Source organism: Prevotella falsenii DSM 22864 = JCM 15124 (assembly GCF_000613945.1).
In the GTDB taxonomy this organism is placed as follows: domain Bacteria; phylum Bacteroidota; class Bacteroidia; order Bacteroidales; family Bacteroidaceae; genus Prevotella; species Prevotella falsenii.
In genome coordinates this window covers 1-19878 of sequence record NZ_BAJY01000024.1, presented here as the reverse complement: position 1 = coordinate 19878, position 19878 = coordinate 1, and the positions used below count along the sequence as shown (strand labels likewise).

At 45.1% G+C, this 19878-nt stretch carries 12 protein-coding genes and 3 pseudogenes; 8 read left to right on the top strand and 7 right to left on the bottom strand.

Going from position 1 to position 19878, the window contains the following annotated elements:
• Window positions 1-128: 128 nt before the first annotated feature.
• The gene (locus tag JCM15124_RS09105; protein ID WP_024999178.1) at window positions 129-560 is read left to right on the top strand and encodes a DUF1896 family protein; all 432 of its coding nucleotides are present in this window, start codon (window positions 129-131) and stop codon (window positions 558-560) included.
• Window positions 547-6036 (top strand): annotated as a pseudogene (locus tag JCM15124_RS13925) (helicase-like domain-containing protein). The gene JCM15124_RS09105 and the pseudogene JCM15124_RS13925 overlap by 14 nt, the downstream one beginning before the upstream one ends.
• 83 nt (window positions 6037-6119) lie before the next feature.
• Here JCM15124_RS13925 and JCM15124_RS09095 read toward each other — a convergent pair.
• Both JCM15124_RS09095 and JCM15124_RS09090 read right to left on the bottom strand, forming a co-directional pair.
• Window positions 6120-6440, bottom strand: a complete 321-nt coding sequence (locus tag JCM15124_RS09095) for a helix-turn-helix domain-containing protein (protein WP_024999177.1) — start codon at window positions 6438-6440, stop codon at window positions 6120-6122.
• The gene (locus JCM15124_RS09090; RefSeq protein ID WP_024999176.1) at window positions 6424-6777 is read right to left on the bottom strand and encodes a helix-turn-helix domain-containing protein; all 354 of its coding nucleotides are present in this window, start codon (window positions 6775-6777) and stop codon (window positions 6424-6426) included. Before JCM15124_RS09090 ends, JCM15124_RS09095 begins: the two co-directional genes overlap by 17 nt.
• Window positions 6778-6998: 221 nt before the next feature.
• Between JCM15124_RS09090 and JCM15124_RS09085 the strand changes: the two genes are divergently transcribed.
• Together JCM15124_RS09085 and JCM15124_RS09080 are read left to right on the top strand one after the other, a co-directional pair.
• Window positions 6999-7277 carry a helix-turn-helix domain-containing protein gene (locus tag JCM15124_RS09085; protein WP_024999175.1) on the top strand — a complete coding sequence of 93 codons (279 nt, stop codon included), beginning with the start codon at window positions 6999-7001 and terminating at the stop codon, window positions 7275-7277.
• Window positions 7278-7314: 37 nt separating this feature from the next.
• The gene (locus tag JCM15124_RS09080) at window positions 7315-7617 is read left to right on the top strand and encodes a helix-turn-helix domain-containing protein (protein WP_024999174.1); all 303 of its coding nucleotides are present in this window, start codon (window positions 7315-7317) and stop codon (window positions 7615-7617) included.
• Window positions 7618-7665: 48 nt separating this feature from the next.
• Here JCM15124_RS09080 and JCM15124_RS09075 read toward each other — a convergent pair whose 3' ends face one another.
• The 3 genes and pseudogenes from JCM15124_RS09075 to JCM15124_RS09060 form a co-directional block, all read right to left on the bottom strand.
• Entirely contained in the window at window positions 7666-8028 is a 363-nt protein-coding gene (locus JCM15124_RS09075) for a virulence RhuM family protein (RefSeq protein WP_024999173.1), read from the bottom strand.
• A gap of 15 nt (window positions 8029-8043) precedes the next feature.
• Window positions 8044-9280 (bottom strand): annotated as a pseudogene (locus JCM15124_RS13920) (site-specific integrase).
• 635 nt (window positions 9281-9915) lie between these two features.
• On the bottom strand, window positions 9916-10671 hold the full coding sequence (locus tag JCM15124_RS09060) for a glycosyltransferase family 2 protein (RefSeq protein ID WP_024999172.1): 756 nt from the start codon (window positions 10669-10671) through the stop codon (window positions 9916-9918).
• Window positions 10672-10817: 146 nt separating this feature from the next.
• Here JCM15124_RS09060 and JCM15124_RS09055 point away from each other — a divergent pair, with 146 nt between their 5' ends.
• Complete coding sequence (locus tag JCM15124_RS09055) at window positions 10818-11930, top strand: MraY family glycosyltransferase (RefSeq protein WP_024999171.1); 1113 nt, start codon at window positions 10818-10820, stop codon at window positions 11928-11930.
• Window positions 11931-11959: 29 nt separating this feature from the next.
• Here the strand turns inward: JCM15124_RS09055 and JCM15124_RS09050 are convergent, their stop codons facing one another.
• Together JCM15124_RS09050 and JCM15124_RS13915 are read right to left on the bottom strand one after the other, a co-directional pair.
• Window positions 11960-12403, bottom strand: coding sequence for a lipocalin-like domain-containing protein (locus JCM15124_RS09050; RefSeq protein WP_024999170.1), 444 nt, complete (start codon window positions 12401-12403; stop codon window positions 11960-11962).
• A 5-nt stretch (window positions 12404-12408) separates the two neighbouring features.
• Window positions 12409-14003: pseudogene (locus JCM15124_RS13915) on the bottom strand (capsule assembly Wzi family protein).
• 891 nt (window positions 14004-14894) lie between these two features.
• On the opposite strand from JCM15124_RS13915, the gene pyrG reads away from it, so the two are divergent.
• The 3 genes from pyrG to JCM15124_RS09015 all read left to right on the top strand — a co-directional run.
• On the top strand, window positions 14895-16502 hold the full coding sequence (pyrG, locus tag JCM15124_RS09025) for a CTP synthase (RefSeq protein WP_024999169.1): 1608 nt from the start codon (window positions 14895-14897) through the stop codon (window positions 16500-16502).
• 3 nt (window positions 16503-16505) lie between these two features.
• The gene (gene yidC / locus JCM15124_RS09020) at window positions 16506-18422 is read left to right on the top strand and encodes a membrane protein insertase YidC (protein ID WP_024999168.1); all 1917 of its coding nucleotides are present in this window, start codon (window positions 16506-16508) and stop codon (window positions 18420-18422) included.
• 8 nt (window positions 18423-18430) lie between these two features.
• On the top strand, window positions 18431-19878 hold a 1448-nt coding region (locus JCM15124_RS09015; RefSeq protein WP_024999167.1), incomplete at its 3' end, for an alpha/beta hydrolase.

The following is a 19878-nucleotide window of genomic DNA, read 5'->3' as shown; positions in this document are numbered from 1 at the left end:
ATTTGCTAATTTTGCCACTGAATGATGCGGTCATAAACAATCCTGTTGTTTTTACTGCGGATTTTAGTGGTGGCACTCGGCGGGGACGTCGAGTGCCTTTGCATTATATACCCATTAAAATCACAGATATGACAGCCATTCGATTTTCCTATTACGAGCTATCCCCGCTCTCTTTTCTTCGGGAAAGCCATCCCGAAAAAGCCGATGACATTCCCTTCGTCAAAGAGCGTGCGGCAGCCGCTTCCGAAGCCTATGCCGAAGCCTTCGATGCCGGTCTTCCCATAGCCGAATGTATCGGCATTGCCAATAAGACGCTCTATGCGGGTTTGCACTTTTCCCACCACGATACCATCTCCTCTGTTCTTTGGAACGAGTTCTCTGCTGAAGTGCCGCTCGAAGCGGTCAGGGAGACCGCCATCCGCCTGCGCCCGCTCTTAGAAAGCATCTTCGCCAAGTATCCTATTTCGGACGAGTTCGCCTATATGCCCGAATACAACTCCCTCTATACGGAGATTACGGGTTTTGTTCAACTAAAACTCGAAGAAGATGGCAAGCTATAATAAGAAAGAGCATCTAAGGGCGAATATAGAAGCCATCAAGACGGTCTTTACTCTGCATCGGGAACAGCGTACGGCGACACCCAAAGAACGCATGATATTGGCAGCCTATACAGGCTTCGGCGCATTGAAGTGTATTCTCTCTCCGGCCAATACGATGGAAGACATCGCCAGATGGAACAAGTCGGAAGTGGAGCTTTTCCCTTTGGTGATGGAACTGCATCGCATCATCCGGGACAACACCGCATCAGAGTCGCAATACAGAAGCTATATGCAGAGCCTGAAAAACTCCGTGATGACCGCTTTCTATACTCCTGCACCCATAGTGCGAGAGATTGCCACTTCCTTACAGGAGGCAGGTATCGTCCCCCAACGCATCCTTGACCCTTCGGCGGGAATGGGCGAGTTCATCCGCTCTTTTGATGCCATTGCAGCCGAAGGGCATACGACCTTCGGTTTTGAGAAAGACATTCTCACGGGACAGATACTCTCCGCCCTGTACCCCGAAAACAAGATACGCATCCGAGGGTTCGAGGAAATCGAATCCAAGTTCGGAGATTATTTCGACGTGGTCAGCAGCAACATTCCTTTCGGAGATGTGGCCGTCTTTGACCCCGTTTTCAGCAAGACGACGGAATCAGCCCGAAAGGTCGCCCGCATGTCCCTGCACAACTACTTTTTCATCAAGGGTGTGGATATGCTCCGCGAGGGTGGTGTATTGGCATTCATTACCTCGCAAGGAGTTATGAACGCGCCAACGAATGAGCCTGTAAGGGAGTGGCTGATGAACCATACCCGCCTTATCTCGGCGGTTCGCCTTCCTAATAATCTCTTCACGGAGAATGCGGGAACGGAAGTGGGCAGTGACCTTATCGTCCTGCAGAAGCAGAGCGACAAGACAAGTCTGACCGAAGAGGAACAGCGTTTCATCAAGAGTGAGAAACGCCCCAGCGGAGTACTGTTCAACACCTATCTGCGAAGTATGTCGCAAATTGTGCATACCGAGTGGAAGCAAGATACCGACCCTTACGGCAAACCTGCCATCCTGTTCCATCACGAGGGCGGAGCGGAAGGCATCGCCACCGATATGGGCAAAATCCTGCGGGCGGATTTAGCCAAACGCTTGGATATGGTGTTGTACCAAAAGCATATCTCCATTCAGGAGCAGCCCAAAGTTTCCTTTTCCGTTTCTCCCGAAGTCAAGCAGGAAGAGCCAACGCTTACGCCAGCCGCTTCGACAGAGGAGCAACCACACCAAGAGGTGGTGCAACCGAGAGAGGAACAGCCTGTGGAGCACCCCCAAAGCAGTGTCGCCCCGCAGGTACAACTGCTCGACCTTTTCGGCAATGTTATCCCGGAGCAAAAGCCCAAACGTAAAACTGCCGCAAAACAGAAGCATGTCGCTTCACCTTCCCTTTTTTCCGAGGCTTCCCAAAGCGGTGAGACAGCACACGGACTGAAAGACACGAACGAACTATGGTGGCAGCAGGACAAGGAGAAAGGGATGCAGCAGCGTCCCTATGAGGGTTTATGGCATGAACACCTCAGAGAGGGTTCTTTGCTGGCTTCGGACTTTCAAGTCGGAATGCTTGTCCGCGACATAGAGGACAACCGAATGTTCCAGCCCATAGACCTCCCGTCCCAAGAACGACAGAAAATGTTGCTCTACATAGACCTGCGGGATGCCTACCACGCGCTCTATGATTATGAAGCGGAACGCAAGGTGGCGAATGAATCCCTGCGACAGAACCTCAATGAACTGTACGACCGTTTCGTGCGGCTGTACGGGCATTTGAACGACCGCAAGAACCACGAGCAGATCCTGATGGATGCCGGTGGCAGGGAAATCCTCTTCTTGGAGCGGAAAGTGAATAAAGAAACGCTCAAAGCCGATATTTTCCGTCAGCCCGTTTCCTTCAGCCTGCACGAAGTGACAGAGGTGAGCAATGCCCAAGAGGCACTTTCGGCTTCACTCAATAAGTTCGGAGCGGTGGACACCGGGTATATGCTCTCTTTGCTCCCTGAAACCTCAGAGGAAGAGATGCTCTCCGAGCTGCACGGCAGGATTTACTACAATCCCTTGGAGGGAGAATATGAAATTGCCGAGAAATTCATATCGGGCAATGTGATTGCCGCTTCGGAGCGTATCGGACAATATCTCTTGGAGCACCCGGAGGACACAAGGGCGCAAGCCTCCTTGCAGGCTCTGAAAGATGCCATTCCCGAACCGATACCTTCGCAGACTTGGATTTCAACTTCGGGGAGCGATGGATTCCCGTAAACCTTTATTCCGACTATGCCTCGCACCTCTTCGACACGGAGGTGACGATACGCTACAATTCGAGTGCGGACGAATATTCCGTAGAGGCACGGCTGCACAATGCCAATATCTGGGACAGGTTCTGTGTGCGGGGACAGCATCGTCGCTACGATGGCATTGCCCTGATGAAGCACGCCCTGCTGAATACAACGCCCGACATCACCAAGAAAATCATGGTCGGCGACAAGGAGGTCAAGGTACGGGACACGGAAGCCATACAGATGGCAAACGCTAAAATCGATGAGATACGAAACGGCTTCACCGATTGGCTGAACGAGCAGAGCGATGAGTTCAAGCAGCGGTTGGAGAAACTCTACAATGACACTTTCAATTGTTTTGTGCGTCCCCAGTATGATGGTTCCCATCAGACATTCCCCGACCTCAATCTGAAAGGCTTGGGTATCGAAAGCCTGTACGATAGTCAGAAAGATGCCGTGTGGATGCTCAAACTCAATGGAGGAGGGATCTGCGACCATCAGGTGGGAGCGGGAAAAACGCTCATCATGTGTACGGCAGCTTATGAGATGAAGCGGCTCGGCTTAGCGAACAAGCCGATGATACTCGCTCTCAAAGCCAACGTACAGGAGATAGCACAGACTTTCCAAACGGCTTACCCGAATGCCAAGCTGCTCTATCCGGGCAAGAACGATTTCATGCCCGATAAGCGACAGCGGATTTTCCACGACATCAAGAACAACAACTGGGACTGCATTGTCCTCACACACGACCAGTTCGGCATGATACCGCAGTCGGACGAGATACAGCAGAAAATTCTTCAGGACGAGCTGGACAGCGTGGAAGAAAACTTGGAAGTATTGCGTCAGCAGGGACGCAGCATCTCCCGTGCGATGGAGAAAGGGCTTGTCAAACGGCAGATGAACTTACGGGCAAAGCTGGATGAAATCAAATTCAAAATAGAGAACCGAAAGGACGATGTGGTGGATTTCAAGACAATGGGTATAGACCACCTTTTCGTGGACGAGTCGCATACGTTCAAGAATCTGATGTTTAACACCCGCCACGACCGTGTGGCAGGATTGGGCAACAGCGAGGGTAGCCAAAGAGCCTTGAATATGCTCTTTGCTATTCGAACCATTCAGGAGCGGACGGGGAAAGACTTGGGAGCCACTTTCCTTTCGGGTACGACCATATCGAACTCCCTCACGGAGTTGTATCTGCTGTTCAAGTACCTACGTCCCCAAGCCCTCGAAGCACAGCATATCAAGACCTTTGATGCGTGGGCTGCCATCTTCGCCAAGAAATCGGTGGACTATGAGTTCTCCGTCACCAATGAAATTGTGCAGAAGGAGCGTTTCCGCTATTTCATCAAAGTACCGGAGCTGGCGGCGTTCTACGCTCAAATCACTGATTACAGGACGGCGCAGGACATCGGCATAGACCGACCGGAAAAGAATGAGATTATGCACAACATACCGCCCACTCCCGAACAGGAGGAATTCATCGCCAAACTGGTGGAATTTGCCAAGACGGGCAACGCGGAACTGCTGGGACGTCCCAAACTCTCCGAACGGGAGGAAAAAGCCAAGATGCTCATTGCCACAGATATGGCCCGCAAGATGAGCTTGGATCTGAGGCTCATTGACCCGAACAAGTACGGAGATCATGTGGACAACAAAGCCTCCCACTGTGCCGCCAAGATTGCGGAGTACTACCGCAAATTTGACGCACAGAAAGGAACGCAATTTGTATTCAGTGACCTCGGCACTTACAAGCCCGGCGAATGGAATCCCTACAGTGAAATCAAGCGCAAGTTGGTGGAAGATCACGGCATTCCCGCTCAGGAGATACGCTTCATTCAGGAAGCCAAGACCGACAAGGCACGAAAGACGCTCATTGCAGGTATGAATGAAGGTTCAATCCGTGTATTGTTCGGTTCCACTTCTATGCTCGGCACAGGCGTGAATGCAGAAGCGTGCCGTTGCCATCCATCATCTGGACACACCGTGGCGTCCTTCCGACTTGGAGCAGAGGGACGGGAGAGCCGTGCGTAAGGGGAACGAGGTCGCCAAATTTCATGCGGACAACAAGGTGGATGTCATCATCTACGCCGTGGAGAAGTCGCTCGACAGCTATAAATTCAATCTGTTGCACAACAAGCAACTCTTCATCGAACAGCTTAAAAACAACCGTATGGGCAGCCGTACCATTGATGAGGGAAGTATGGACGAGAAGTCGGGAATGAATTTTTCCGAATATGTAGCCATCCTCTCCGGAAATACCGACCTGCTGGAAAAGGCAAAATTGGAAAAGAAAATAGCCGGTTTGGACAGCGAACGGCAGGCGTTCATTCGCAGTAAGTCATCCTCCCGAAGCCGATTGGACGAAGTCGTGCGGACGGTGGACGGCAACAAGGAACTGATTGCCCGCTTCCAAAGTGACTGGGATTTGTACCAAAGCCGTGTGCAGAAGGATAAGGACGGCAATATTCTCAATCCGATAACGCTCAAAGGGGTGGAAGGAAGCGACCCGAAACGCATTGCTGCCAAACTCGCGGAAATCAACGAGAAAGCCTGCACACGGGGAGAGTATTTCAATATCGGAATGCTCTACGGATTTAATCTCGTGGTCAAGACAGAATCCTCCTCCAAAGATCTGTTTGACCTTTCACAGAACAAGTTCTTCGTGATGGGAGAAAGTGGAATGAAGTACAGCTACAACAACGGCAGGATTGCGGCAGACCCGCAACTCGCCTGCATGAACTTCCTGAACGCCTTGGAGAAGATACCCGGCTTGATTGAAAAGTATCAGGCTGACACGGAAAAGATAGCCAAGGATATTCCGGTTTTGCAGGAGGTCGTGAACGGCTCTTGGAAAAAGGAAGAGCAACTCAAAGAGCTTAAAACGGAGCTTGCCGCCCTTGACCGCAAGATACAGCTCTCTCTGAAACCGATTGAGCAGGGAGAGAGTGAGCAAGAAGGAACGGAGGTGATGCAGGACAGCGAAGGAAAGACGGAAGAATTGGAACGGTCACGTCCGATTGAGCCGACTGTCACCGCTCCCTCCGTCAGCACCTCTGCGGCTCAAACCGACAGACCGTTGGAAAGCAGCGGGCAGAGTCGCTCCGCTACACAGCCCTCGATAGAAAGACTACCACCGTCTTTAGCTGAAAAGGTGTTTATCGTCAGACCGAAAATATAATCTGTAATATCATCATCACATTCAAACAGCAGCCCCCGACTTGTCATTACGACAAAACGGGGGCTGCTGCTTATAATCCGAAATTACGTGCCTTTGGGCGGTCTCTTCCTTTTTCGTTTGAGGTTCTCCGTAAAATGGGTTTGCATAAAGGCGAGGATTTCCGATTCCAGATACCACGTCTTGTGATAGACGATGTGGTAAGGAAGTGTTCCCGAATCTCGGTAACGTTGCAAGGTACGCTTGCTCACTTGAAGCATCATGCACACCTCTTGATTATCCAGTAGCGGTTCTCCGTCTATCATCGGACGTTGGGGGATGTCGGGAGCCGTCTGCTTCAAGTCATCGAAACGCTTCATGATGCGTTCCATCCATTCAAGGAAAGTCTCTCTATCCAATAGCTCCATCCTTTACCCTCCTGCTTTTAAGTTCGAAGTTATGCCGTAGCTCTTTCAGGTTCTGAGGATTGCAGTACAGGCTCTTGTTTCGTATCGCCTCCTCGATGTCATGCAGGGCGTAGTAGCAACGTCCGTAGATCATCTTGTAGCTGATTCTGTCCGCACTGCGCATACGCTGAAGGGTACGCTTGCTGATACCGAGTATCTCGGCTAACTCTTCATTGGTAACAAGGCGGTTCTCATACTCCGTCTTTGCCTTTTCCTCTTTCTCCACATACCGGAGGATTTTCTCTATTTTGCCCATCAGTTCGTAGTAGGCTTTGCTTTCGATTGTTATGACATCCATGACGCTTTGAATTTGATTATGCTGCAAAGTTCGGGAGTTAAAACCGTCCGGATTGTATGCTAAATATGTACTGAATAGAGATTTTTCTGTCTGCTTCCAAAAGTCATACGACAAAAGCATCCATATTGAAGCCACAAGTACGCAGTAAAGGAAATGTTGGTTTTGAATACTTACTCCGTAAGTACATTTGCACAAAGTGTAACATTAAAACGGACAAGAATATGGAAGTAATAACAATCGAGAAGAAAACGTATGAAGCCATGATGGAGCGTTTCCGCATTTTGACCGCCAAGGTCGATGCCCTGTGTCGGGAGTGTGACGAAAAGCGTATGGGCAGGTGGCTGGACAATCAGGATGTCTGCCAAATCCTGAACATCAGTTTGCGCACCCTGCAAACCTATCGAGACAACCACACTTTACCCTATACGCAAATAGGCTATAAGATGTACTATAAACCGGAAGATATAGAGCGGTTGATAGAACAATCCGCCTCTCCATAATCAAAGAATTTATCACCACTAAATCCAATGTAAGCAGATGAGCAATGATGTAAAAACAAAGAATGATGAAGAAATCAGCCTCTTTTTCAGTGCCAGTGACCGTATGATGAAAGGGATAGATGCCCTAAGGAAAAAGAACAGACCCTTATTGGGCGGGCATCGTTACCTGACGGATGGCGAACTCTCCCGCCTGTTGCATATCAACCGTCGCACGTTACAAGACTATCGAAATGTAGGAAGAATCCCTTTTATTAAACTGGGTGGGAAAGTTCTCTACAGAGAAGAAGATGTGGAAAAGCTGTTGCAAGAAAATTATCGCCCTCGGTTTGAAAAGCCTTGACAAGAAACAGGCAGTAGGATGCATTTATCTTACTGCCTGTTCTCATATTCAGTTGTACCATCCGCCTTTATTATAGCACACAAGTAATGGAGGTGTGGATTTCTTCTTTTCGGTAAGTTTCCTGATAGTCCACCTGCGGAAGAGTTGGGTGTGAGGGGAGGCAAAACGAAATGACAGCATCGTTATCATTTCAATGTTGTATAAATCCACCGCACCGCCCTTGAACAATAGGGTTTGCATCACCTCATCTTCTCTGAGTAACCCCTCTTTGAAGATAGACTTGATGTGACTGTTTACCTTACCCGAGAATACGCCGAACAAGGAGGCTATTTCGCAAGCCGACATCCAAATGGAAGCCGTAGAAACGTGTACATTCCCATTCTCATCAATGGTTATGATTTCTCTTTTCATAGTTCGTCCTCCTTATTATATAGTGACACCATTGAATTGTTCTATCTTACTCAACTTATCGGAGAGTGCTGCCATATCCCGGCTTTCCTTTTCATGTGTGATTTTGGCGTAAATCTGCGTGGTGCGGATGTTCGTATGTCCGAGCATCTTGGACAGGGTTTCAATGGGAACGCCGTTGGTCAGACAGATTTCCGTCGCCATAGTGTGGCGGCTGGTATGCCACGTAATCTCCTTTTCAATGCCGCATAGCCCGATGATTTTCTTGATGTTCTTGCAAGCGGTCATATACTGTGGAACGGGCAGAAGAAAGTTTTCCTTTGCCATACCTTCGTACTTCTCGATGATTTTCAGAGGAATATCCAAAAGCATAATGTTGGACTCCACACCTGTCTTTTGTCGCTTGGTCATAATCCAGAGTTTCCCATCGAAAGAGGTTTGGATATTATCTTTGGTCAGGTTCTTCATATCGGTAAAGGACAAGCCCGTAAAGCAACAGAAAACATACAAATCCCGAGCAAGTTCCATTGATTTGCGTCGGAACTTCAAATCCAATAGTTGGCGGATTTCATCTTTGGTCAGATAGTCCCTGTCGGTACTTTCTGCGGATATGCTGTAATCCACAAAAGGATCACGGATTATCCAGCCGTGATTTTGGACAATGGTAATCATACGACGCAATGGCATCATATAAATCCATACTGTATTGTGGGAGCATTGCTTTTCGGCACGAAGGAAGATTTCAAAGTCCGTGATGAAAGCCGGAGTAAGTTCTTTCAGCGCAATATCACTGACACGGTAGCGGGTCTTGATGAACTCTTCCAAATGCTTATAGACTGTACAGTACTTGTTATAAGTGGATTCACTTCGTAGTTGTGCCTTTACTTGCTTTTCGAAATCCTCATTGTGCTGAGCATAGACTTTAAGCAAGGTTTCGTGTCGCATTTCCAAGCCCAAGAAAGCATTCTTCACTTTCTCGGCTGTGACATAGTTATCCCTCTCGGCAATCTCTTTGTATTTGGCATTGATGCCGACACGGATCTTGTCCAAGAAACGGTTGGTTTCCAACGCTACGGTACTTTTTCCCGAAGCCCGGTTGCTCTTGATGTCCCACAAGTCGGGATGGATGTCGCATTTGCAACTGAACTGGGCAATAGTGCCGTCAATGGTGATACGGCACATCACGGGAACGGAACCGTTCTTCTTGGGGGGCGTTCTTTTTGAGGTAGAACAGAACCTTAAACGTACTACGCATAACTCTGACTTTTACGGTTTACAAAACTATTTATCGTCAGGTTATTTGTTGCTACGCAAAATATTGTCGTTCAATGGTAAAGAAACAAGTCGCAATTTATTTGCCCCTTTCCTGCCATCGAAGTTCCTTTGCCGAAGACAATCCCCCGAAGTTCAAGCCGGATTTTGCCTTGTTCGTTACCGCTTTTCCTAATCTCTGTTTTCAGAAGGGGAGGTAATGTTTTGGTAACGCTGCTCTGTCCGAAGTTGGTACAAACCCGTCTTTTCGAGGTTTTGCACTGAAAGGCTCGAAAGTCAGAACCTACTGACTCACAAATCATTTGCTATGTCCTGCCATTTTCTGGACCTTTGGGATAGATTTTCAGTAAAAAGTACCTACGTTTTTTAAGGAACGTTCATGGCTTTTGCATCATGCTTATTATCAGAGAGTTACAAAGACCGTATTTTGAAGTGAAAACAGCCGGTTTATAAGCACGAAAAAAGGGCTGAAACCACTTAGATTTCAGTCCTCGTTTCTTATAAAGTTCCTTGCTTATCCGGCAATGTTCGGCTATTCCAAACCAAGTCTTTTCTTGTCTGCCACCTTGAAGACGATACCAATCGTCAATGCAGCTACACCAAGACCTGTCGGCAGCATCAAATCTTGAACTCGAATATTTTATAGAAGTATTTCAAAGCTATCAGGAACGTATTGGAATAAATGCCGTTTTCCCGACAGGCTCTTGCATCTTCCTTCAGCAAAAGTCGGTGGCTGCCTACACCACTCGTGCTTGCGCCCCCCATGCGCATCGTTACCATATCTTTCTGAATGTACTTATAGCTTATGCGATGCTTCTTGAACAAGCGCACCATCATTTCAAAATCTGCCCCTATCTTGTAATCGAGACTGTAAGTTCCTGCTTGTTCGTAAACCGAACGCCGCACATAAAAAGAAGGGTGAGCGGGCATAAAACCAAATCGTAATAACGCCGGGCGGAATATTTTAGAAGAATAATATCGGGCAATCTTATGCGGTTGTCCTTCCCTTATAAAGTGAATATCTCCATACACGGCGTCTACGTTACTCGTCTTGAAAGCGTTGGCGTATGTGGAAAGTACGTCGTTGCTTGTATAATAGTCGTCGGAATTCAGAATGCCGATAACATCACCCGTTGCCATTCTTATACCTTTGTTCATCGCATCGTATATTCCACGGTCGCTTTCGGATACCCAACGAAGTTTGCCGCCAAACCTTGGTGCATTGGCTTTTACTATATCTAAAGTGCCGTCAGTCGAACCACCATCTATTACCAAATACTCTATGTCGGAATAATCTTGGCTCAATATGGAACTTATCGTATCGGCAATGGTAGTCTCGCTGTTGTATGTAGCCGTTATGATTGATATTTTCATGCTTACTGTTGTCCAATTATATTATTGTTACTAACGCTTAATCTTAAAAAATATTTCAATGCTTTACCACTTATTTCACTTTATACACAATAAAAGCAAAAGAAACGTGTTATGTAATTAAACTTGTTAAGAAACTTCGAACAAACATGAATATATACATCTTTGTTAGCCTTATTGCTTTCAGCTTAAGCATCACGTGCGGCTTTGTCTTTATTCCTCGCATTCTGAACTTTTGCAAGAACAGGAACTTATACGATATTCCCGATTCGCGAAAAGTACATAAACGAGCCATTCCGCGTTTGGGGGGTGTATCGTTTCTTCCCAGTATGCTTGCTGCCACCATAGTTGCACTGCTTGTTTGGTCGTATGCTTACAATGGAAAGAAAATACAAATCAGTCCGTGGACAATATTCTTTGCCGTCGGTTTGGCTGTCATTTATACCACAGGACTTATCGACGACATCTTCGGTGTCAAGGCTAAAAAGAAGTTCATCATACAGATTTTTGTTTCGTGCCTGCTTCCTATATCGTGGCTTTTCATCAATAATCTGTACGGTTTCATGGGAATATACCAACTTCCATTCTGGGTTGGCGTGCCGCTTACTGTGTTCATATTGGTTTTTATTATGAATGCCATCAACTTAATTGACGGTATCGACGGTCTTTCTGCCAGCCTTTCCTTTATTGCTTTAGGTGGTTTCTTCTACTGCTTCTTTGTAGAAGAAATGTGGGTTTATTCTATTCTCATCGCCGGACTGATGGGTGTTTTGGTGCCTTTCCTTTACTATAACATTTTCGGAAAGCAAGAAAAGAACCGAAAAATATTCATGGGCGATTCCGGTTCGCTCACTTTAGGCTATATATTGGGTGTGCTGCTTGTGAAATTCTGCATGGATAATCCCAACGTAATGGCTTATCGCAAAGGCTCGATATTTCTTTCGGTAACTTTGCTTATCATACCTATTTTCGATGTTTGCCGCATGATAATTGTGAGAATGTTGCACGGTTATGGCATATTCCACCCCGATAAAAACCACATTCACCATAAGTTTATGCGGGCAGGACTTACACAACATCAGGCATTAATTGCTATTATAGCGTTCGCCATTGCCTTCATTATCCTAAACACAGTACTGTTTAACTGGTTAAACTCAACTGTTATCATTCTAATAGATATTGTTATTTTCACCCTTTTCAACTTGTTAGTGCTGAACCGTTTTATAAAGCGCAATAACAAACAACCCTTCCAAGAAGATTAAAGAAGATGCCGCATCTACCCTTTGTGCTGCTAAAACTTCTTGAAATGAAGCGTAACCTTGTCGCTGACAAGTGCCATGGTGTTTTCCGACTGCTGAATTGTGAACGTTACAGCCATATCGTCGATGCCATAAAAAGCTAAAAGCGAGGGTTCTGTAAGCAGTTCGTCGCCGTTTTCGCGGTCGTAACGATAAGGTTCTTTCAGTTCTAAAGTATTACCATTTTTATTAAAATGATACAAAATCCGGCTATGGTTGCCTGTCTTATCCTCCAACAACAACAATTTCCCTTGGAACGACCAGTACACTTTCTTATCTCGCAGCTCTGCACTTTGTGCTCCTTTTTCAATATAAACACAATGCCACATACCTGCTAAATCGCCGGCTTCCGTGCCATCACCTTCGAGCGTACAAGCCGAAAGGCATAACAGAGCCACTAAAGAAAGCAGAGCTATTTGTATATTTCTTATCTTCATACCTTTTATAAATTAAATAAACCCGTCTTGGTTATTGTAAGTTGGAAACCATAATTAATACCACCGAGAATAGAACCGAAGTCCATTCCATACGCAGCCTTTACATCTATCCCGTTCAACCATGGCAATGTAACGCTATGCAGCTTATAAGCAGCTTCTGCCAAAAGGCTTACATTGTGCCGTTCCTTTGTATATGGCTCAAGGTAAGTGCCCAAACCTTCCTGCCATGAAGCAAGAAATCGCCAATCAAAAAAAGCATTTGGCTTTCCTGCCAAACCGAGATGGTAAGCCACAAATCTATTGTTCATAAACTCTATCTTTCCGTTCTCATTGTAAATAGGCGAACGATAGAGCGGATTTCCCATTGTTTGTCCCCAGTGTTGGTAGCCCGTATAAATGTAATGGTTGTAGTAATTATCGTTTCCTCCTATGTGGTCGGCAACGGATTTGGTATGGTCGTGATAGATTGGACCACTCTGATATTTGGAATAAACATACTCCAACACCACCGAATTTAACCAACTGTCTGCACGACGATGATATTCAAATCCTAACATCCAGTCTTTCATACCATAGGTAAGATACTTACGCTTTTTCCTCTGCTGCCATTCGTCGCCGGTACCATAGCCATCGTAATCCAAAAAAAACATTCCCGAATGGTCTTCAAAATATTTATCAGCATAAAGAGAATAGCTATTTTCCTCGCCTTCATATTTTACACGAGCCACCCACGAGCCTAATTGGTTGCCTTCAGCATTCTGATAGGTTGTTTCCCCTATATCTGCTCCACCCGGTATAAATGCTTTCCAAAATGCTTTCACGCCGGTTTCGCCTTTCAACGCTTCCATTTTACCATCTGAAGCAGGACGATAGGCAGTGCCACCAAACGTAGATACCATTTCCAGACCTACCTCTAACGACCAAGGACAGAACACTTCTTCATTGCCAAGTTTAAGATAGCCGGCTTTAGAATGGTAAAGCACACCGTCGGCATACTTGTTTTGCTTTTTAGTAAAATCGTGTTGCCAATTGTCATCTGTCATTTTTCCGTAGGCAATATGTCCTTTCAAGTGCAACCACCCATTTGCAAACGGCAACGTCCAATACTCCGGCAACGCAACCGAACTTGCGGAACAGGTCGTGCATTAATGCCCAATGTTTGCGAACCGGAACTTAAACTATTGTTTTTCAGCTCCATAGGTTGTTCTTTTGCACCTATTGTAAGCGTACCGTGATACCATCGCCCTTCGATATAGGCTTGTTGAACAACGGCAGGACTGGTATAATTTACAGGAACGGCTATATCAAGACCATAGCCTATGCCCCATTTTCGTTCTTCGTCAATTGATAAAGGACGATTAATGGCAGCACGAATGTAGCCATTTGTCTTTTCAAGCGAACTAAGTCCGTACTTATTGGCATTCAGCCACAAAGGTGTTTTCGTGTTAGAGAAGCTACCTTGCATCTCTACCTTGTAATCAATATTCTTAAAAGCCCTTGCTTTCGTTGTATCTTTCATTACCGGCGGCACATATTGAGCATAAGAAGCCATACACGCCAATAAGCCATAAAAGATTGATAGTATTCGTTTCATCATCATAGACGGGCTCTGATAAAACCCATTATTTATAAGTTCAAGTTCCGGTGGTAATTATTAAAATCCACCTATTTTATATATGTAGCTGCAAAATTACATAAAAAAAACAGTTCCAACAAGAACTTCATAAAGAGAATTATTGCTATCCGACAAAACTTAAACTCCAACCGCTTATTAAGCCGCATTTGCTTATATTTGTTATTACCGTCCTGCTTCCTTACTGCTTTCGTCCGCTTGCCGGCATTTGCGCAGCCATTCCATCTCGCCGTAGCCCGCTATGCCTTCGATGAAACGGAGCACATCTGCTCGACAATCGAACAAAACCGGTCAAGGACGCTAATGAACCGATTTGGGTTTAATTTCACAAAAACATCTGCGGATTTTTATTTTTGTCTTGTAAAGATTATTTTATTAAAAAGTGATAACTGCACTTTGGCATTGCAAAAGCGTAGGTTTTGCGATGCAAAACAGCCGCTTTTACCGTGCAAAACCTACGCTTTTGGAATGCGAAATAATAGGTTTTATAATACGCTGACAGTGAGATAATTATACAATACATACATCTGTGAAAAATATTTACGCACGTTTGCCTTTTTCTGCTTATATAACAAGCCGATATTGCCGTACTTTAAGTTTCAGCGAACAGCCATAAAAGAGAAAGATGAACCATAGAACAAAGCAGCCGTTGGTTTTATATAAAATGCCACGATATACACAGCTCTGACAGCAAAGGCACACCACGACATTTCTGTCGTTATACCTTGCATTTGCAAAATATTTTAGATTCTATCAGAAAAAAAGGGCTATTAAGGGAATATTCATTAGATTTTTACTATCTTTGCAAGTTGTAAAATAATATACTTTCAAAGAACAGTAAATATAAAAGATATAATCGTGACTGAGACAAAGTACATTTTCGTAACGGGCGGTGTGGTTTCTTCACTTGGTAAAGGAATTATTTCGTCGTCTATTGGAAAACTTCTTCAAGCGAGAGGTTACAATATTACTATTCAAAAGTTCGACCCCTATATCAACATCGACCCGGGAACACTGAACCCTTATGAGCATGGCGAATGCTATGTTACGGTTGATGGTATGGAGACAGACCTTGACTTAGGACACTACGAAAGATTCACGGGCATTCAGACTACAAGAGCCAACTCCATGACTACGGGACGCATCTACAAGAGTGTCATTGATAAAGAAAGACGTGGAGATTACCTTGGGAAAACCATTCAAGTAGTACCTCATATTACAGATGAAATAAAGCGAAACATAAAGCAGTTAGGTCAGAAGTACCATTACGACTTTGTGATTACTGAAATTGGTGGGACGATTGGCGATATAGAGTCGGCTCCGTTCCTTGAAGCCATTCGTCAGATGAAGTGGGAACTGGGCAAGCGTGCCATTAACTTACACCTTACATACGTACCTTATCTTAGTGCGGCGGGCGAAGTGAAAACAAAGCCGACACAGCACAGTGTAAAGGAATTGCAAAGTGTAGGTATTCAGCCCGATATATTGGTATTGCGCACCGACAAACATCTTGACAATGATATTCGTAAGAAAGTGGCTGCTTTCTGTAACGTAGACTTGGATTGCGTTGTGCAAAGCGAAAATCTGCCAAGTATATACGAAGTACCTGTTAATATGCAGGCACAAGGTCTTGATGCAGCTATTTTGCGCAAATGCGGAGAGGAAGTCAAGCCTGCTCCAACATTAGGTCCTTGGAAGCAATTCCTCGACAAATTGCGTAAAGCTACGAAAGAAGTACACATCGGACTTGTCGGAAAATACGACTTGCAAGATGCTTACAAGAGCATTCGCGAAGGACTCTTGCAGGCAGGAACCTACAACGACCACAAAGCCATTCTGCACTTTGTAAATTCAGAACATCTTACCAACGATAACGTAGCCGAAAAACTGAAAGGTCTTGACGGCGTTGTTATTTGCCCGGGGTTCGGCCAACGTGGTATCGAGGGTAAATTGATAGCCATCAAGTACACCCGAATGAACGATATTCCAACATTCGGTATCTGTTTGGGAATGCAGATGATGGTAATAGAATTTGCCCGCAACGTATTGGGTTACAGCGATGCCAATTCGCGCGAGATGAACGAAAAGACCCACCATAATGTAATCGACATTATGGAAGAACAAAAGAATATCACCAATATGGGTGGCACAATGCGTCTTGGTGCTTACGAATGTGTGATACGACAGAACTCGCACGCATTCAATATATACAAGCAAGAGTACATTCAAGAACGCCATCGCCACAGATACGAATTCAACAACGACTATGAAAAAGAGTTTGAAAGAAACGGTATGATGTGCGTCGGACACAATCCGGAAAGCGACCTTGTAGAGATTGTAGAAATACCATCACTGAAGTGGTTCATCGGAACACAGTTCCACCCGGAGTATCAATCTACGGTGCTCAAGCCGCATCCACTCTTCCTCGACTTCATTAAGACTGCAATAGAAAATAAGAAAAAATAAGAAATGGATAAAAATACTATCACAGGGTTCGTACTCATGGCTCTGGTTCTCTTTGGTTTTGCATGGTGGCAACAACCTTCTGACGAAGAAATAGCTCAACAGCGTATCGAGTTTGTAAAGGATTCGATTGCAAATGCTCGGAAGATAGCAGAACAAAAGAAAGCAGCTGCCAAAGCTGCTGACAAGGTAAACGAAGCAAGTACAGACACTACTGCCTTATTCTACACAGCATCAAAAGGCACTGCGAAAGATATTGTATTAAAGAATAATAAGGTAGAACTTACCTTCAACACGAAAGGTGGCGTTGTCAAGAAAGCCGATATAAAAGGTTATAAGGGACACAACGTGGCAAGTAAAGACCGCAAGGCCGACAAGAATGAAGTTACACTCTTCAGCGGAGCAGACCAAAGCCTGAACTTTATCTTAGCTACGAAGAGCCAGAACATTGAAACGCAGGACCTTTACTTCACACCGTCTAATCTTACCGACTCTACTCTTACAATGACAGCCGTTGCCAACGACGGCAAGACAATTGTATTGGACTATAAGCTCACCGACACTTATATGTTGCGTTTAAGTGTAAAGGCTACAGGAATGAATGGTCTTTTTAAGCACGGAGACAACCAACTTATTGTAGATTGGCAAGAGAAATGCAAGCAGCAAGAGCTTGGACACACTTTCGAAAATCGCTATGCTACAATCACTTATAAAGAGAAAGATGGTAGCACAGACCATTTGAGCGAAACACAAGAAGCTGACAAGAAGATAGAAGAAGCACTCGATTGGATTGCTTTCAAAAACCAATTCTTTTCTGCTGTAATGATTTCTAAAGACGGTTTTGCAGCAGGTGCAAAGCTGAAGAGCACCCCATTGGAAAAAGAATCGCATTATTTGAAGCAATATCAGGCAAATTTAAGCACCGAATTCGACCCAACAGGGGCTAAAGCATCAGAGTTTGAGTTCTACTTCGGACCTAACGACTTCCGCTTGTTACAAAACATTGAAAATCAAAGCCATTTCGGTAAAGACCTCGAAATGCAACGACTTGTAGACCTCGGTTGGCCTTTGTTCCGTATTATCAATCGTTGGTTCACCATCTACGTGTTCGATTGGCTGAGCAAATTCTTCCCAATGGGTGTTGTACTTATCCTTATTACATTGCTTTTGAAGTTCATAACTTACCCTATGGTGAAGAAAAGCTACATGAGTTCTGCCAAAATGCGTGTATTGAAACCGAAACTCGAGGAAGCTACAAAACAATATAACAAGCCTGAAGACCAAATGCAGAAACAGCAGGCTATGATGCAGATGTACTCAGAATATGGAGTTAGCCCGCTTTCAGGTTGTTTGCCAATGCTTATTCAGGCACCTATTTGGATTGCAATGTTCAACTTTGTACCCAATGCCATACAGCTACGCGGCGAGAGTTTCTTATGGATAAACGACCTTAGCACATACGATCCTATCGTTTCGTGGAACCAAAACTTATGGTTGATAGGCGATCACCTTTCATTAACTTGTATTCTCTTCTGTTCTGCCAATATCCTTTACTCTTGGTTCACTATGCAACAGCAGAAAGACCAGATGGTTGGACAGCAAGCAGACCAAATGAAGATAATGCAATATATGATGTTCCTCATGCCTGTATTCTTCTTCTTTATGTTCAATGACTACTCTTCAGGCTTGAACTTCTATTATTTCATTTCGCTATTCTTCTCTGCTGCCATTATGTGGACGTTGCGTAAGACAACGAACGAAAAGAAGTTGCTCGCCATATTGGAAGCCCGACGCGAAGAAAACAAGAAAAATCCAAAGAAGAAGAGCGGATTGGCAGCACGTATGCAGGCTCTTCAGGAAATGCAACAAAAGCAACAAGCAGAATTAGAACGCAAAAGACAGAACCTAAATAAAAATAAATAACTAAAATTATGAACAAAAATGTTTCAATTGCTATTGCGACCGCACTCGTTATGAACAGTGGGGTTGCAAACGCCCAAGAAGCAGTAAACATCGGAAAACACAACATAACACTCAGCAAAGATGTTATGACTCCGGAAACACTGTGGGCTATGGGCAGAATCGGCAGTGCACAGGCATCTCCCGATGGCAGCAAGATTGTTTACCAAGTAGGCTACTACAGTGTAAAAGAAAACAAAGGACACCAAGTAATCTATGTGATGAACGCAGACGGAAAGAATGCCCGTCAGCTTACAACATCGGCAAAAAGCGAAAGTAGTCCTGCATGGTTGGACAACAATACAATTGCTTTCCTTTACGAAGGACAAGTTTGGACGATGAATGCAGACGGAAGTAACCGCAAGAAAATGTCGTCTTCCGACATCGAAATCGAAGGTTTCCGTTTCTCACCTGACGGCAAGAAGGTTTTACTTATTAAGAGTTTACCATACTACGGAACAATTAAGAAGAACCCTTCAGACCTTCCAAAGGCGTCAGGTCGCCTCATCACCGATATGAACTATCGCCATTGGGACCATTATGTAGAAACAATAGCACACCCATTTGTGGCTGACGTTACTGCCAACGGTATCAGCAAGAACGACATAGACATCATTGAAGGCGAACCATACGAAAGTCCGCTCGCACCATTTGGTGGCATTGAGCAGTTCGATTGGAGCAAAGACTCTAAGCAAATTGCCTATACCTGCAGAAAGAAAGAAGGCGTAAAATATGCAGTATCAACCGATTCTGACATATTCCTTTATAACTTAGAAACAAAGAAGACGGTAAACTTGTGCAAGCCTGTAGACTATGTTGAACCTGAAATAGACATGACAAAGACGCTTCGTGACCAGAAAGTAAATCACCAAGACGGCGATTTCAATGTTGGTTACGATGTCAATCCAAAGTTCTCTCCCGACGGAAAGTACATTGCATGGCAGAGCATGAAGCGCGACGGATACGAAAGCGATCGCAACCGTCTTTGCGTTTACGAGTTCAGCACAGGCAAAAAGACTTATGTTGCAGAACAATTCGACTCTAACGTAGACGATTATGTATGGGCACCAAACTCTAAAGACCTCTACTTCATTGGCTGTTGGCACGCCACTATCAACGTATATCAGACCAATTTGAAAGACGAAGTAAAACAATTAACCGACGGTCAGCACAACTATACTTCCATTGCGCTTTTGGGCAATAACGGCAAGAAGCTGTTAGGTTTGCGTCAAAGCATGAAGAGTGCAAACGAAATATTTGCCATTACCCCTTCAAAGAAAGAGAAACAAAGCGAACAAACGCAATTGAGTTTTGAGAACAAGCACATCTACGACCAGCTTACACTCGGCGATGTGAAGCCACATTGGGTAAAAACTACCGATGGAAAGGACATGCAGGTATGGATTATCACTCCTCCTCA